Below are 16,218 nucleotides of genomic sequence, written 5' to 3'. Positions count from 1 at the left end.
TCCCCCTTCCTTCTCCTCCCCCCGAAATTCCCCGCCGGGATGAGGCTATTTTTTCATCATTAGTCACACTGGACATTACCCTACAATAAAAACGCTTCCTGCCACGCGTAAGGAGAGCCATGAAACGCCTGACCCTTCCCCTGCTGATGCTGCTGTCACCGGCGGCAATGGCGAGCTGGACGCTGCAAAGCTTCCCGGCCTTTGACGAATCCGCCAGCGGCCTGTTCACCAGCCACGCCACCTTGCCCAAAGGCGAACTGCCGCTGAAGATTTACCAGGACCAACAGTGCTGGCAGCCAACTGCCACGGCCAAACTGAATCAAACCCTGTCGCTGCAGCCCTGCGGCAATAATCCGCCGGTTAACTGGCGACTGTTCCGCGCCGGTGAATACCAGGTGCGTATCGACACCCGCAGCGGAACGCCGACGTTGCAGCTCAGTCTGAAAACAGCAGCAGAAACCGCCACCGCTTCGGTGGCACACACCTGCCAACGCTGGGACGGCAAGCCGCTCACGCTTGACGTATCGGGCACCTTTACCGAAGGCGAAACGCTGCGTGATTTCTATTCTGGCCAAACGGCGAAGGTCAGCCAGGGCAAAGTCACCCTGCAACCCGCCTCAGGCAGCGGAGGATTACTGTTGCTGGAGTCAGCAAACAGCGAGAAAGCCGCTCCGTTCAACTGGCACAACGCCACCGTTTACTTCGCCCTGACCGATCGCTTTGAGAACGGCAACCCGGCCAACGACCACAGCTACGGCCGCCGCAGTGACGGCATGCAGGAGATCGGTACCTTCCACGGCGGCGATCTGGCCGGCCTGACGCAAAAGCTCGATTACCTGCAACAGCTCGGCGTCAATGCGTTGTGGATCAGTTCGCCGCTGGAACAAATCCACGGTTGGGTCGGCGGCGGCACCAAGGGCGACTTTCCGCATTACGCCTATCACGGGTACTACGCGCTGGACTGGACCCGACTCGATGCCAACATGGGCAACGAGCAGGATCTGCGCACGCTGGTTGAGCAGGCGCACCAGCGCGGGATCCGCATTCTGTTTGACGTGGTAGTCAATCATGTCGGTTACGCCACGCTGGCGGATATGCAGACCTTCCAGTTCGGCTCGCTGTATCTGAAAGGCGCGGAGATCGAAAAAACGCTGGGTAAAAACTGGGGCGACTGGCGACCGGCGGCAGGCCAAAACTGGCACAGCTTCAATGATTACATCAACTTCAGCGATAAGGCCGGCTGGAGCACCTGGTGGGGCAAAAACTGGATCCGCACCGATATCGGCGACTACGACTCGCCGGGCTATGACGACCTCACCATGTCGCTGGCCTTCCTCCCGGACATCAAAACTGAAGCGCCCGGTGCCAGTGGGTTGCCGCTGTTTTATCGCCACAAACCCGATACTGCCGCACAGGACATTGCCGGTGCAACTACCCGCGACTACCTGACCACCTGGCTCAGTCAATGGGTGCGCGACTACGGCATTGACGGCTTCCGCGTCGATACCGCCAAGCACGTAGAGAAACCGACCCTGACGCTGTTGAAGCAGCGTGCCACGGCGGCGTTGGCCGAGTGGAAAGCCGCCCATCCGCAGCAGGCGCTGGATAACGCCCCGTTCTGGATGACCGGCGAAGCCTGGGGGCATGGCGTGATGAAAAGCGATTACTACCAGAACGGTTTCGACGCGATGATCAATTTTGATTTCCAGGATCAGGCGTCGCAGGCTCTGGGTTGCTTCTCCAGCATCGACGCCACCTACCAACAGATGGCCGACAAGCTTCAGGATTTCAACGTGTTAAGTTATATCTCCTCGCACGATACCCGGCTGTTCTTCGCCAGTGACGCCAAAGGGTCGCTGCCGCTGCAACAGCGCGCCGCCGATCTGCTGCTGCTGGCCCCCGGCGCGGTACAGATTTACTACGGTGATGAAAGTGGCCGTCAGCTTGGCCCGACCGGTTCGGATCCGCTGCAGGGTACCCGTTCCGACATGAACTGGCGCGAACTGCAGGGCGACAAAGCCCCCCTGCTGACGCACTGGCAGCGACTGGGACAATTCCGCGCTCGCCATCCGGCGATAGGTGCTGGCACCCAGCAGTCGCAGCAAACGGCGCACTACTACGCCTTCAGCCGCCGGCTCGGCGACGATAAGGTGATGGTGGTGTGGGTCGGCGATCGGTCAGATTAATTCAGCGGAATATGCTGAGAAACAACCATTATGTGAAATTTACTCCCGGTGGTTGTTTTGTGAACCGCATTGCACCGAAAATTGTCTGGCGGTATGGTGGGCGATTACCTGCTAAAAACAATACAGCTGCACCTATGACTTTTTCACTTTTCGGCGACAAATTTACCCGTTATGCGGGCATTACCCGTTTAATGGATGACCTGAACGAAGGCCTGCGCACCCCCGGTGCCATCATGCTTGGCGGCGGTAATCCGGCGCAAATCCCAGAGATGGAAAGCTACTTCAAACAGCTGTGTCAGGAGATGCTCGACCAGGGCAAACTGACCGAGGCGCTGTGTAACTATGACGGCCCGCAGGGCAAAGACGCCCTGCTGAAAGCGCTGGCCAAACTGCTGCGCGACGAACTGGGCTGGCAGATCTCACCACAGAATATTGCACTGACAAATGGCAGTCAGAGCGCGTTTTTCTACTTGTTTAACCTGTTTGCCGGTCGCTATGCCGACGGCAGCCGCCGCCGCGTGTTGTTCCCGCTGGCACCGGAATATATTGGCTATGCCGATGCCGGGTTGGACGAAGGGCTGTTTGTCTCGGCCAAGCCCAACATCGAGCTGCTGCCTGAAGGCCAGTTTAAGTATCACGTTGATTTCGAACACCTGAACATCGGCGATGATATCGGCATGATCTGCGTATCACGCCCGACTAACCCTACCGGCAACGTGATCACCGACGAAGAGCTGATGAAGCTCGACCGGTTGGCACAGCAGCGCAATATTCCGCTGGTGATCGATAACGCCTATGGCGTGCCTTTCCCTGGCATTATCTTCAGCGATGCGACGCCGCTGTGGAACCCTAACATCATTCTATGCATGAGCCTGTCGAAACTCGGCCTGCCCGGCTCACGCTGCGGCATTGTGATCGCCGATGAGAAGACCATCAGCGCCCTGACCAACATGAACGGTATCATCAGCCTGTCACCGGGCAGCATCGGGCCGGCGATGGCCACGGAAATGATTGAACGCGGCGACCTGCTGCGGTTGTCAAACGAGGTGATCCGCCCGTTTTACCAACAGCGTGTCGAGCACACTATCGAGATCATTCGCCGTTACCTGTCACCGGAGCGCTGCCTGATCCATAAACCGGAAGGGGCGATTTTCCTCTGGCTGTGGTTCAAGGATCTGCCGATCACCACCGAACTGCTGTATCAGCGCCTGAAAAAACGCGGTGTTCTGATGGTGCCGGGTCACTACTTCTTCCCGGGGCTGGAGCACGAATGGCCGCATACCCATCAGTGCATGCGGATGAACTATGTGCCGGATCCGGAGAAGATTGAGCGTGGCGTGGCAATCCTGGCGGAAGAGATCGAACGCGCGCACCAGGAAGCAGGCTGATCGTTGAGATGGGGCGCACGCGTGGCGCCCCGTCGTTTTACATGGCCCAAAACAGCACTGCCAGCAACTGTGGCGACATGATGCGCAGGAACATCGCCAACGGATAAACCGTAGCGTAGGACAGCGCGGCAGCGCCGCTGGTCGGGTGCAGGCCGTTAGCGAAGGCCAGCGCCGGTGGATCGGTCATCGACCCTGCCAGCATGCCGGACAGCGTCAGGTAGTTCATCTTACCCACCATCCGCGCCAGGACGCCCACGCTGAGCAGTGGGATAGCGGTAATCAGCGCACCATAGCCAATCCAGGCCATCCCTTCACCGTTAATCAGCGTATCCACAAAGTTGCCCCCCGACTTCAGGCCCACCACCGCCAGAAACAGCACGATCCCCAGTTCACGCAATGCCAGATTGGCACTGGGCGGCATAAACCAGTACAGCTTGCCGATGCTGCCGATACGCCCGAGGATCAACGCCGCCACCAGCGGACCACCGGCCAGCCCCAGACGCAAGGCCGCCGGGAAACCCGGAATAAACAGCGGCACCGACCCCAGCAGCACCCCCAGGCCGATACCGATAAACACCGGCAGCATTTGCACCTGTTGCAGCTTCTGTTGGGCGTTGCCGACAATCGCCGCCACCGCCTCGATCGATTCAGGCCGTCCCACCAGGTTGAGAATGTCACCAAATTGCAGCGTCACATTGCTGCCGGCCACCAGCTCGACGCCGGAACGGTTGAGGCGCGAGATCACCACGTCGTATTTTTGCTTCAGGTTCAGATCGCGGATTTTACTGCCCAACACCTTCTCATTGGTCACCACCGCTCTCACTACCTGCAGCTCTGTACCGCGCGTTGACAGCGAGACGTCAACCTCCTCGCCAATCACCAGTCGGGCATTTTCCAGGCTTTCGCGCTTGCCCACCAGATGCAGATAGTCGCCCAGTTCCAGCTTCTCGAGCGGGGCCGGCACCATCAGCAAATCGCCGCGTTTCAACCGTGAACAGATGATGTCCTCACCGTTCAACAACGGCACATTTTTGATCGCCATTCCCTGCAGATTGGGGTTGCACACTGCCACGTTCATGGTGTGCAGCAGTTCGCGCTGGTTGCCCAGGCTACTTTCAAACGCCTGCGCCTCTCGCTCGATATTAATGCGGAAAAACAGGCGTATCAGCCACATCACCAGCAGAATGCCGCAGATACCAAACGGATAAGCCATGGCGTAGCCCATGCCCATGCGATCGACCAGGGCCGGGTCAGACCCCAAATCGGTAAGAATTTGCTGCCCGGCGCCGAGCGCGGGGGTATTGGTGACCGCCCCGGAGAACACACCCAGGATGATCGGTAGCGGCACGGCAAACAGCTTATGAACCACTGCAGCAACGACCCCGCCAACCAATACCAGTAAAATGGCGAAACCATTGAGCCTTAGTCCGGAGACCCGCAAGGAAGAGAAGAAACCCGGGCCGACCTGAATACCAATGGTGTACACGAACAGGATCAGGCCGAACTCCTGGATGAAGTGCAACATGTCGCCGTTAAGATTGAGCTGCCAACTCTGGGCGAAATGCCCAACGATGATGCCACCGAACAACACTCCACCGATGCCCAGCCCCACCCCATAGATCTTCCAGTTACCCATCCACAGCCCGAGAACGGCCACCAACGCCAACATGCTGACGGTCAGGGCGATTTCGCTCATAGGTCACATCCTTGCCAGAAGTTTAACAACCGATTTGCGGTTAAAGACGCACAATTAACAGGGATTTTGGCATAAGCGGGAAAGGGTGACTGTGGCTTACGCCACAGAAAGCAAAGGGGGGAAGCCCATTAGGACTTCCCCCCTCAAAATTTAACTGTTTTTCAGTCGGTTATTTGGCTTCCAGCCCTGGCGTGGTGCCGATGGCGATCCGCTGTGGCTGCAGGGCTTCCGGTACCTGACGTACCAGATCGATATGCAGCAGGCCGTTTTCAAACTGGGCCTCGGACACCTGCAGATGCTCAGCCAGCGTGAAGGTCAGTGTGAACTCTTTGCATACCAGCCCCTGGTGCAGATATTCCACCTGTTTTTCCTGCGGCGTCGGCTTACCGCGCACGGTCAGGCGTGGGCCTTCGACTTCAATATCCAGTTCGCTTTGTTTGAATCCGGCCAACGCCAGAGAAATGCGGTAGTGGTTATCGTCGCTTTTCTCGATGTTGTAAGGCGGGAACCCTTGTGGCTCCTGGCCACCCATTGAACTGGCCAACTTGTCAAAGCCAATCCACTGACGCAGCAGCGGGGATAAATCATAATTACGCATAGTACAAACTCCTTCTATGAAGCGAGATGATGTTTAAATCGCCCCCTGACGGCAGGCAAATTAACTCACATTGCACCGGCGGTTCATTTCGCCGATGAAATAAAAATTATTTAATTTCGATCCGGCGCGGTTTTAATGTTTCCGGCACGATGCGTTCCATATCGATATACAACAGACCGTTTTCCAATTTGGCGCCTTTAATTTGAATATGCTCGGCCAACTGGAATTTACGTTCAAAGTTTCGCTCGGCAATACCTTGATATAAGTAGGTTCTTTCCGCCGGTTCGTTATTATGGGCACCACGGACCATCAGCAGGTTATCCTGGGCGGTGATTTCCAGCTCTTGCTCAGCGAAACCGGCCACCGCGATGGTGATGCGGTAATGGTTTTCATCCACCAGCTCAACATTATAAGGAGGATAGCCGCCATTCCCCTGACTCTGGCCCGCCTCCAACGCATTAAACAAACGGTCAAAGCCAATCGCAGAACGGTAGAGCGGAGAGAGATCAAAATTACGCATAAAACAGCCTCCTAAGGCACTTCAGCGAGGTTTAATAATTAAGCCTTCCACCAGGGACAGGCTAAATAATCAGAATTCCCTTACGGCAAATTCTTAATTTACTTCTGTTAAGAAAATGGGGGTTGCTTTCACCATTTCAACCGGTGACGATCAAAAAAATGATAATCAGTGCGGCGAAAGTTTTTTTATCCCTTACAATAAACTGAGACGGCCGCCACAGAGCGGGCTCTTGCTCCTTTTAAAACATCCACAAGATGTTATAGATCAGCAGATTTTGGGGAACAGCACCCTGCAGGATGGAAAATGAAAACGATAAGAGTCATAGCAACCAGTTGCATGCTGTTAGCGACTAACGGCTGCTCCAGCGTGATGAGTCACACCGGCCCGAATCAGGGCTACTATCCCGGCACTCGTGCCAGCATGGACGTTCTGAAGGACGACAATACCAGTTGGGCGATGATGCCACTGGTGGCGTTGGACCTGCCTTTCTCCGCGGTGATGGACACCGTGTTGCTGCCTTACGACTACCTGCGCTCCGGCAGTGACGGCACCGCAGACTCACCGAAAGCACGCATCTTGCGCGGTGAAGAACAGAACCTGGCCGCCAGCGGCGACCCTGCCCATGCCGCCGCGGCCACGCCGCAGTAAAATCGTCTGATGCGGGCCGTGCGCCCGCATTGGTTCACACCTCGGCCACAAAAATCTGGCTGAACCCGTCGATCTCACGCATAAACGCCACTTTACTGCCATCCGGCGAGAAGACGATCGCATCCCCCGACGGCGGCAGTGCGGTACGCTGCGTCAAACGCTGCATCCGTCCACTGGCCACCTCACACAACATCAGGCTGTTATCACACACCAGCGCAATCCGGCCCCCCTGCGGATGCCAACTGAATGCCGACTGGACCCCCTGTTCACCGCGAGTGACCTGGTGCGGTTCACCGCCGTTGGGTGAAAGCGTCCACAGTTGCACGACGCCCGTGTCATCCTTCATCAGGCAGGCAATCATACTGCCGTCGGGTGAGCTGCGCAGCCAGTGGCGGGGAGTGGTCACTACGCCGGGATAACGCCGCTGGCCGGTATAGGTCAGTCGACGTTGACGTACCCCCAAGGGGGGCGCAGGTAAATGGATCGCGGTACCTTGCAACGGGCGGGCACCGGCTTTGGCGTAATCGGCATCATCCTGCGGCAAATCAACAATAAACACCTCAGGCAGCTTTTCACCGCTGCTGGAAATCGTATCGCCGATAAACGCCAGCGCCCAGCGCTGCTGCCTTCCGTCTGGCCGGATATAGCCGTGTTGGCCGACCCAGCCCTCTTCATAAGCTCGATTAATTTGGTCGCTGCCTGGCTGCGGTTGTGGCGTGGTCTCGCTGACCAATACGCAGTAATGGCTGCCGTCATATTCACGCGGATGCTGCTTGGGAGGGTTCACGCCCTGTAACGGCACGGCCACTCCCACGTTGCGCAGATCCTGCGACGGATCCAGCTCATGCATCACGTGGTCATTGTAGGTAAAGCTCAGGCGACTGCCGTCCGGACTAAACACGTGCACGTGAGTGCCGCCGCGCAGGGCGCCTGGGGTATAAGGTGCGGTGATATCCATCGCATCGAGGGTAATGGCCAATTCGCGATCCGGTTCGCTGACGATCACCCCGCGGCGATGGTGAAAATCGTAATGCCAGACGCTATCAGGGTGCTCCGGGCCGTGAATAAAGGCATAGCGGGCCGGCGCATCGGGGCTGACGGTCACCACGCCCACGTGGGCACCGTGCTGGGCACGATATACCACTTCCACCACCCCGCTGTCGACGTTCACCCGCTCGATGCTCAGGCCGGTGAAAGAAGCGCCGCTCGGGCGTACGTCATAGGCCAGCCACTGGCTGTCCGGCGTCCAGACGTTAATATTGGTTAACTGATGTCCACGTGGTTCAAAAGTCAGCTGTCTTTCCCGATGGCTCATGGCGGCTCCCCTGCTCATGCTGGCACTGAGCCGCCATCTTACCGGATCAGCCGACGCGTTTCACATCACCCACCAACAGCAGATACGACAACGCACCGAGCAACGCCACCACCGCAATGTAAATCAACGACGGAGCAAACCCGTAATCTTGCGCCAGATAACCCACCACCAGCGGTACTGTGATGCCACCCAGCCCGCCGACAAAGTTGAACACCCCGCCGGTCAAGCCGATCAGCCGGGTCGGTGCCAGCGATGACACCAGCGACCAGGTGATAGAGGCAAAACCGTTGCCAAAGAACGCCAGTGCCATCAGCACCATAATCCACAGCGGATCGTTGGTGTAATTGGCCCCCATGATGCAGGTGGATAACAGCAATCCGCAGATGATCGGCGTTTTACGTGCAAACCCTATCGAACGGCCACTGCGCAGCAAGCGGTCGGCAACAAAACCGGATAACAAGACGCCGCAGAACGCCGCCAGGAAGGGTACCGTGGTCATAAAACCGGCGGTCAGCGCCGCAATGTGTTTTTCCTGCGTCAGATAATTCGGGAACCAGGTGAGGAAGAACCACAGCGTTGAAGTAATGGCGAACTGACCCAGATACACACCGACCAGCTTGCGGTGAAACACCAGTTTCCAGTCAGCCGCGGTGAGCGCGACACGGTTTTTCTTTTCCGACGCGACGTCGCCGTCCACCATGCCGCCACCGGCCTGGATATATTTCAGCTCGGCGTCATTCACCCCTTTGCTGTGGCGCGGCGACTGGTACACACGCTGCCACACCAGCGCCCAAACAATACCAACCGCGCCGGTAATGATGAACACCCAGTGCCAGCTCAACAATTCCTGCACCCAGATCAACAGCGGTGTCAGAAAGGCCAGCCCGACAAACTGACCGGAAGTATAAAACCCCACCGCCGAAGCTCGCTCCTGCTCGGGGAACCAACTGGTGACGATGCGATTGTTGGTGGGGAATGCCGGTGCTTCAAACAGCCCGGTCACCGCACGCAGGCCAATCAGCGAGACTAGGCCACTGGCAAATCCCTGCAGCAAGGTCGCGATCGACCAGCCCATAATGGCAATAAAATAGGTCAGCTTTGAGCCGACGCGATCCAGAAACCAGCCACCCGGGATCTGACACAGGGTATAGGTCCAGGCAAAAGCCGAGAAGATATAACCCATCTGCGCCTTGCTGATACCAAACTCTTGTTGAATATGCGCCGAAGCCACCGCCAGATTGGCACGGTCAACATAGCAAATCACCACGGTGACAAATATCATTAATAACGTTAGATAGCGGCGTTTACTTCTTGGTGTTGAGGTCAATGTTGTATCCATTATCTTTATTCCGTTATTTTGCGGATTTTAATAATAGCGGTGCGATATTGTAGGGTAGCGCCGCCGAGTCGAGTTACTGATAATGATTTAACTATTTTTCAAATGACGTGGAGCAACCATGCGGTCTGACAAAGCACCAGCCGCGACATCCGCCATGAGAAATCGGATCGGTTAATATAATGGGAAATAATAAAGTTAATTTCCCTGGTGCTTATTTAATAACTAACTGGCAAGCACAATCAGTTATTCATCTGGCCCACTTCCACTCTTAATGTTCAGCCAGGTACCTCGCCTGACGGCGACGTCAAGCGAGACACTGTGAGGTGCCTGTTAAAGGTGAATTTAATTATTATTTAATACGCAATTACCACTCAGCCACTGCACCGTCTGGGTAACGCCACACCGGATTACGCCAATCCGTCGCTTGTTTACTGCGCTCGATGACCAGCTCTTCGTTAATCTCTACCCCAAGCCCCGGTTTGGTCAGCGGGTAGAAATGGCCGTCGGTCATTTTGAAATCATCTTTATTCACCACATAGTCCAGCAGTTCGGCCCCCTGATTGTAGTGAATGCCCATACTCTGCTCCTGGAACACCGCGTTACGCGCCACAAAGTCCACATGCAGACAGGCAGCCAGCGCAATCGGCCCCAGTGGGCAATGCGGTGCCAGTGCCACATCGTAGGTCTCCGCCATTGCGGCGATCTTGAAGCATTCGGTGATGCCACCGGCGTGAGACAAGTCCGGCTGAATAATTGCCAGGCCGCCGTCCGCCAGCACCCGTTTGAAATCAAAGCGTGAATACATACGCTCACCGGCGGCAATCGGGATATGCGTTTGCGCTGCCAGACGCGGATAGTATTCCGCCTGCTCCGCCAGCACCGGCTCTTCTATAAACAGTGGACGGTAAGGTTCCAGCTCTTTGATCAGGATCTTGGCCATCGGTGCATCGACGCGGCCATGGAAATCCAGACCAAACTCGATACGGTTGCCAAAGGCTTCGCGGATCTGTGCCACCACCGCTACCGCCGCATCCACCTTACGCGCACTGTCGATGATGCCCATCTCTTCACAGCCGTTAAGCTTAAAGGTGTCAAAGCCAATTTCCGTCAGCTTGTTGATGCCGGCGATCACGTCGGAAGGACGATCTCCGCCCACCCAGCTATAAGCCTTGATTTTGTCACGGACCAGGCCACCCAGTAGCTGATAAACCGGTACGCCCAGCGCCTTACCTTTGATATCCCACAAAGCCTGATCAATGCCGGCGATCGCGCTCATCAGGATTGGGCCACCGCGATAGAAACCACCACGGTAGAGCGTCTGCCAGATATCGTTAATGCGCGCAGGATCCTGGCCGACCACATATTCTGACAGCTCGTGCACTGCCGCCTCCACGCTGCGCGCCCGTCCTTCAATCACCGGCTCGCCCCAGCCGACGATACCTTCATCGGTTTCAATTTTCAGGAACATCCAGCGCGGCGGCAGCCGATAGGTGGTCATTTTGGTTATTTTCATTGGGTGGCTTCCTTATAGGCTAAAACGAAAGCGGCAGCCTGCTGAGCGGTGCGCTCCACCGATTGGCCGGCGCGATAGAGATCGCCTCCCAACCCCGCCCCCACACAGCCTGCGGCCAGATACAAAGGCAAGTTTTCCGGCGTGATCCCGCCGACGGCAAAAACGGGGATCTGCGGCGGCAATACCGCTTTCAGCGCCTTGATATAATCTGGGCCGAAAGAAACCGACGGGAAAATTTTCAGCGCCTGAGCACCGGCCTCCAGGGCGTTGAATGCTTCTGAAGCGGTAGCGCAACCGGCGCAAACCGTCATGCCCAGTTCCACGGCCCGACGGATCACCGCCGGCTGGGTATTGGGCGTTACTACCAGCTTTCCACCCACCGCCGCCAGTTCGTCCACCTGCACCGGTTGCAGCACGGTGCCTGCGCCAATCAGCGCTCGGTCGCCGAATTTTTTCACCGTATCGCCGATACTTTGTTGCCAGCCCGGCGAGTTCATCGGAATTTCGATCGCATCGAACCCCGCGTCCAGCAACGTTTGTACATGCTCACCCGCTTCCTGTGGCGTAATACCGCGCAGAATGGCAATCAGCGGCAGTTCAGTGTTCCAGCTCATGCACAATGCTCCTTATTCCCGATTGGAAAGCCCGATCGCCGTCCAGTAGCTGGTAGCGTATTCCGGCCAGATTCAATGCCTGGGCATAACGCTCGCCCAACTGCGGATTCCCGATCACCGTTAACGTGGCACCCGACGGCAGCGGGTATTCACGCTGCATCTGCGCGACTTCGTTGCCAATCAGCAACCCAGAAAGCCAGTCACTGACCGAACTTTTCTCCAGTTTGCCAAGCACGTGAGCAGCGCGGGTTTCAAATAAACGGCGCACGATGTGGCTTTCATTCATGCCGGTTTCCAGCCCGCGCGAAAATGCCTGCGGTGACGGTTGCTGCTCGTTCAGCCCCACGCCGATCAACGAATGGCGGAGCAACAGATGATGCAGTTCGCCGGTCATCACCGTGCGGAAATCTGCCAGAATGTCACCCTCCATTCGCACCCATTTACTGTGAGTGCCGGGCATGACATAGAGCGCCGACGGCTGTTCCGCATAGGCACCTATCAACTGGGTTTCTTCACCGCGCATAACGTTGCAATTGTCTTCACGTTCGACACAGATACCCGGAATAATCCAGGCTCGATAAGGTAAAGCCTGCTCTACCGCCGTTAACTGGTGGGCAACCTCGGTCAGACGGGTTGGACAATGCAGATAAGGAACCTGCTGCCAGCCGGCATTGCTACCGATCATTCCCGCCATCACCACCGGCAACGGTGCCTCCCAGCGCGCCATCAGCTCGCTGAAAACCTGCTGCGGCGTGCGGTCGCCAAGGCGAGTCACCCCAGCCTCTGACTGCAGGCTGTCGACACAGACGCCCTGTTCGTAACGCCAGGCACGCAGGTTGGTGGAACCCCAGTCAATCGCGATAAAGCTGTCACTCATGTAATATCCTTTAAGCGTTTGGTCGAGCTGGCGATCATCGCCATTGCTGCCTGCTCTGCGGCATCCGGATCCTGATGACGGATTGCGTCATACAATTCCTGATGCTCACGCAGGGTACGCGGCATATTGTCCTCATCCGACATGTAGGTACGCTCAAACACCGCGCGTTGCAGAGAACTGATCGCCACACTGAGCTGTTGCAGTACTGGGTTATGCACCGCCGCCAGCACCGCTTCGTGGTAGCGAATATCGGCTTCATTGAAGCGTTCGCGCTCCTGATGGTGGGCTATCATGTCGTTCAGCGCCGCCTCAATCACCGCCAGCTCGCTGGAAGTCGCCCGCTCTGCCGCCCAGCGGGCGATGGTAGGCTCCACCAGGTTGCGAACCTCACTCATCGACGCGATCAGACGTGGGTCGTAATCCTGCGCCAGCACCCAGTTAAGGACATCGGTATCCAGGTAGTTCCACTGGTTACGCAGCGTCACGAATGCGCCGCGATAGCGCTTCACTTCCACTAATCGCTTGGCCATCAGCGCACGCAATACTTCGCGGATGATATTGCGTGAAGTCTCAAACTCTTCGCACAGCTCCGTTTCCGCGGGTAACGCAGCCCCCGGGACATACTTGCCGCCGACGATCTGCTGGCCCATCTCGATAATGATGCGGTCGGTTTTACCGATCTGCTGCTTGTTCATGGTTTCTCCGTGGCATTCGCCATGCTGTGATAACGGATTTACTTTACCCGCGTCTCCCATTGGCGTCCTGCGGTTGAAGCACAATCTTTACAACCTTCCCCAACAACCACCCCCTCATTGTAGTACCGATTATATAAATTGTACTACAATATGGATCACAAAACAGACAATCCAGGTTGGTGGGATGCCAATAACCCATGGCAGTCGTTGAATGATCATCGTTAGAACGGATCCGAAAGTTTATCGATTTACAAATTAGAAAATAAATTCTAAATTGGATTTTTAAATCCAACAAAAAGATCACCATGCTGAGCCGTTACCACGCTATCGCCGATGCCATTACGTTGTTGTTTGCCCCTTACGCCGAAGTGGCACTTCATGATCTCGCCAGCCAGAAGCTGGTTTACATCAGCAATAACCGCTCGCAGCGCGAGCTGGGCGAAGACTCTAATCTGAGCGAACTACAGGACGATCGCGGTTTGCAGGTGATCGGCCCCTATCTGAAACGCAATTGGGACGGCAGCCAACTACGTTCTATCAGCGCGGTATTGCGCGACGATAGCGGTGCCCCTATTGGTCTGATGTGCATCAATCTTGATATTACCGTGCTGGAAAGCGCCAAAGCCGCGCTGGCAGTCTTTCTTGGCGGCAATGCCCTGCAACCACAGCCGGACGTGCTGTTCCAGGACGACTGGCAGGAACGCATCAACACCTTTATTCACCAATGGTTGCAACAGCGCCAGCAGACGCTCAGTTCGCTTAACGGCGCGGGCCGGCGGGCCATGGTGGAAGCGCTGTATCACCAGGGGGCCTTTAAAGGAAAAAATGCCGCCGGCTACGTCGCCAAAATCCTCGGCATCGGCCGCGCTACCGTCTACAACTATCTGAAAAATATAAAGGAGTCTGTATGAGTCAGCTATTTGACGCGATTGTTTCCGCCCATCAGCAATTGCGCCCGCAGGTTCGCGTGACCCCGCTGGAACGCAGCGTGCTGCTGTCACAGCAGTTGGGCTGCGAGCTGTACTTGAAATGCGACCATCTGCAACATACCGGCTCTTTCAAGTTTCGCGGCGCCAGCAACAAACTGCGGCTACTGAGTGAGTCACAGCGCAGCCACGGAGTGATCGCCGCCTCTACTGGCAACCACGGCCAGGCCGTCGCGCTGGCAGGCAAATTGATGGGTGTCAGCGTGACGGTGTATGCCCCGGAGACAGCGGCCGCGATCAAACTCGAAACCATCCGTGCGCTGGGTGGCAAGGTCGAGCTGGTACCAGGCGACGCGCTGAATGCCGAACAGGCGGGAGAAAAAGCCGCCGCTGAACAGGGCAAGGTCTATATTTCCCCCTATAACGACCCACAGGTGATTGCCGGCCAGGGCACCTGCGGCATGGAGTTGGTGGAGCAACAAGCGGATTTGGATGCGGTATTCGTCGCCGTGGGCGGCGGGGGTTATATCTCAGGAATTGGCACCGTTTTGCAGCAATTGTCGCCAAAAACCCAGCTTATTGCCTGCTGGCCGGAAAATGCCACCAGCATGTATAGCGCACTGCTGGCCGGTCATATTTACCCGGTTGAAGAGCAGGACACACTGTCCGATGGCACTGCGGGTGGTGTCGAACCGGGCGCCATCACCTTCCCGCTGTGTCAGCAAGTTATCGATCGCAAAGTATTGGTCAGTGAAGCGGAAATCAAACAGGCCATGCGTCAGATAGCCGCCAGCGATCGCTGGATCATCGAAGGTGCCGCTGGAGTGGCCTTGGCCGCCGCCATCAAACTGGCAGCGGAATTCCAGGGAAAAAAAGTGGCGGTGGTGCTGTGCGGGAAAAACATCGTGCTGGAGAAATACCTCAAGGCCATCGCCGATGAAAATCATTAACAAACGGCAGATCCTTGACGCTTTCGATGCAGATGCCGTCACCTTATTGCTCAAACAGGGTTTTATTGCCTATTCACAGCAAAAGGTACAACAGCCACCGGTGCAGCATTTCCTGTTTGAACAGGCGGCTGGCGACTGCTGCATTAAATCGGCCTGGCTGGAAGGCGACGAGCAATTTGTCGTCAAGATCTCTTCCGGCTTTTACCGTAATCCGGCGCAAGGGTTGGCCAGTAATCAGGGGCTGATGATGGCCTTCTCGGCGCTAACCGGTGAACCGCAGACGCTGTTGCTGGACGAAGGTTGGCTAACTGCGTTACGCACCGCGCTGGCCGGGCGAATTGCCGCCGAACTCTGCGCCCCGGCGGAGATCCCGGCGATTGGCATCGTCGGCTGCGGCATGCAGGCCCGGTTGCAGTTGCAACAGTTAAAACCCCAGACCGCCTGCCGCGAGGTTTGGGTATGGGGTCGCAACGAAGTCGCTTTGCAAGCCTACCGGCGCGATGCCGAAGCCGAAGGCATCCGGGTACAGATCACCCAGGATGCGGCGGAACTGGCAGCACACTGCCGCTTGATTATCACTACCACCCCCAGTCGCGAACCCATTCTGCACGCGGCGGATATTCAGCCCGGCACCCATATAACAGCAGTCGGCGCTGACAGCCATGGCAAACAGGAGTTGGCGGTCGATCTGGTGGCCAAAGCGGATGTGCTGCTGGTAGATGCTTTAACGCAGTGCGCAGATTATGGTGAGATCGCTACTGCTTACCGCCAGGGTTTGCTTAAATCGACGCCGATCGTCGAACTGGGTACCGCATTGGCTCAGGGGATAAAAGTGCGCAACGACCCTCAGCAAATCACCCTGGCCGATCTGACCGGGCTGGCGATTCAGGACGTACAGATTGTGAAGGGCATTTTAGCGCGGTTATAAGCGGCTTAAAGGGGCGCGGCTGCGC

Annotated in this window: 15 protein-coding genes; 6 read left to right on the top strand and 9 right to left on the bottom strand. The window is 56.7% G+C overall.

The features are described from left to right. Positions 1 to 119 precede the first annotated feature (119 nt). A complete protein-coding gene (locus OC597_RS22415) occupies positions 120 to 2,186 on the top strand; it encodes an alpha-amylase (RefSeq protein ID WP_262210531.1) in 2,067 nt (688 codons plus the stop codon). A gap of 134 nt (positions 2,187 to 2,320) precedes the next feature. Beyond that, on the top strand, positions 2,321 to 3,574 hold the full coding sequence (locus OC597_RS22410) for a valine--pyruvate transaminase (protein ID WP_261259993.1): 1,254 nt from the start codon (positions 2,321 to 2,323) through the stop codon (positions 3,572 to 3,574). Between the two features lie 37 nt (positions 3,575 to 3,611). On the opposite strand, the gene OC597_RS22405 is transcribed toward OC597_RS22410, so the two are convergent. The 3 genes from OC597_RS22405 to ibpA form a co-directional block, all read right to left on the bottom strand. Further along, positions 3,612 to 5,270 carry a putative transporter gene (locus OC597_RS22405; protein WP_261259996.1) on the bottom strand — a complete coding sequence of 553 codons (1,659 nt, stop codon included), beginning with the start codon at positions 5,268 to 5,270 and terminating at the stop codon, positions 3,612 to 3,614. 169 nt (positions 5,271 to 5,439) lie between these two features. After that, positions 5,440 to 5,868, bottom strand: coding sequence for a small heat shock chaperone IbpB (ibpB, locus tag OC597_RS22400; protein WP_261259998.1), 429 nt, complete (start codon positions 5,866 to 5,868; stop codon positions 5,440 to 5,442). Between the two features lie 106 nt (positions 5,869 to 5,974). Beyond that, positions 5,975 to 6,388, bottom strand: coding sequence for a small heat shock chaperone IbpA (gene ibpA / locus OC597_RS22395; RefSeq protein WP_085115178.1), 414 nt, complete (start codon positions 6,386 to 6,388; stop codon positions 5,975 to 5,977). A gap of 303 nt (positions 6,389 to 6,691) precedes the next feature. Between ibpA and OC597_RS22390 the strand changes: the two genes are divergently transcribed. Then, positions 6,692 to 7,036, top strand: a complete 345-nt coding sequence (locus OC597_RS22390) for a YceK/YidQ family lipoprotein (RefSeq protein ID WP_099064444.1) — start codon at positions 6,692 to 6,694, stop codon at positions 7,034 to 7,036. Positions 7,037 to 7,070: 34 nt separating this feature from the next. On the opposite strand, the gene OC597_RS22385 is transcribed toward OC597_RS22390, so the two are convergent. From OC597_RS22385 to OC597_RS22360, 6 genes are all read right to left on the bottom strand, one after another. Continuing rightward, positions 7,071 to 8,351: a YidR family protein gene (locus OC597_RS22385; protein WP_261260002.1), complete on the bottom strand. Its 1,281-nt coding sequence runs from the start codon at positions 8,349 to 8,351 to the stop codon at positions 7,071 to 7,073. 46 nt (positions 8,352 to 8,397) lie between these two features. Then, positions 8,398 to 9,690, bottom strand: coding sequence for an MFS transporter (locus OC597_RS22380; protein ID WP_261260004.1), 1,293 nt, complete (start codon positions 9,688 to 9,690; stop codon positions 8,398 to 8,400). Positions 9,691 to 10,054: 364 nt separating this feature from the next. Continuing rightward, positions 10,055 to 11,203, bottom strand: coding sequence for a galactonate dehydratase (gene dgoD, locus OC597_RS22375; protein WP_012004518.1), 1,149 nt, complete (start codon positions 11,201 to 11,203; stop codon positions 10,055 to 10,057). Continuing rightward, positions 11,200 to 11,817, bottom strand: a complete 618-nt coding sequence (locus tag OC597_RS22370) for a 2-dehydro-3-deoxy-6-phosphogalactonate aldolase (protein ID WP_261285674.1) — start codon at positions 11,815 to 11,817, stop codon at positions 11,200 to 11,202. Before OC597_RS22370 ends, dgoD begins: the two co-directional genes overlap by 4 nt. Next, entirely contained in the window at positions 11,801 to 12,694 is an 894-nt protein-coding gene (locus OC597_RS22365) for a 2-dehydro-3-deoxygalactonokinase (RefSeq protein WP_262210528.1), read from the bottom strand. Before OC597_RS22365 ends, OC597_RS22370 begins: the two co-directional genes overlap by 17 nt. Beyond that, a complete protein-coding gene (locus tag OC597_RS22360) occupies positions 12,691 to 13,389 on the bottom strand; it encodes a FadR/GntR family transcriptional regulator (RefSeq protein ID WP_261260008.1) in 699 nt (232 codons plus the stop codon). Before OC597_RS22360 ends, OC597_RS22365 begins: the two co-directional genes overlap by 4 nt. A 305-nt stretch (positions 13,390 to 13,694) precedes the next feature. Between OC597_RS22360 and OC597_RS22355 the strand changes: the two genes are divergently transcribed. From OC597_RS22355 to OC597_RS22345, 3 genes are read left to right on the top strand one after another with little or no spacing between them, the layout of a single operon-like run. Beyond that, complete coding sequence (locus OC597_RS22355) at positions 13,695 to 14,300, top strand: helix-turn-helix transcriptional regulator (RefSeq protein ID WP_261425694.1); 606 nt, start codon at positions 13,695 to 13,697, stop codon at positions 14,298 to 14,300. Continuing rightward, positions 14,297 to 15,265, top strand: a complete 969-nt coding sequence (locus tag OC597_RS22350) for a threonine/serine dehydratase (protein WP_262210524.1) — start codon at positions 14,297 to 14,299, stop codon at positions 15,263 to 15,265. The genes OC597_RS22355 and OC597_RS22350 overlap by 4 nt, the downstream gene beginning before the upstream one ends. After that, positions 15,252 to 16,193, top strand: a complete 942-nt coding sequence (locus OC597_RS22345; RefSeq protein WP_262210523.1) for an ornithine cyclodeaminase family protein — start codon at positions 15,252 to 15,254, stop codon at positions 16,191 to 16,193. The genes OC597_RS22350 and OC597_RS22345 overlap by 14 nt, the downstream gene beginning before the upstream one ends. Positions 16,194 to 16,218: the final 25 nt, after the last annotated feature.

Source organism: Serratia proteamaculans (assembly GCF_946227095.1).
In the GTDB taxonomy this organism is placed as follows: domain Bacteria; phylum Pseudomonadota; class Gammaproteobacteria; order Enterobacterales; family Enterobacteriaceae; genus Serratia; species Serratia proteamaculans_E.
This window is presented reverse-complemented; position numbering and strand designations above follow the sequence as displayed.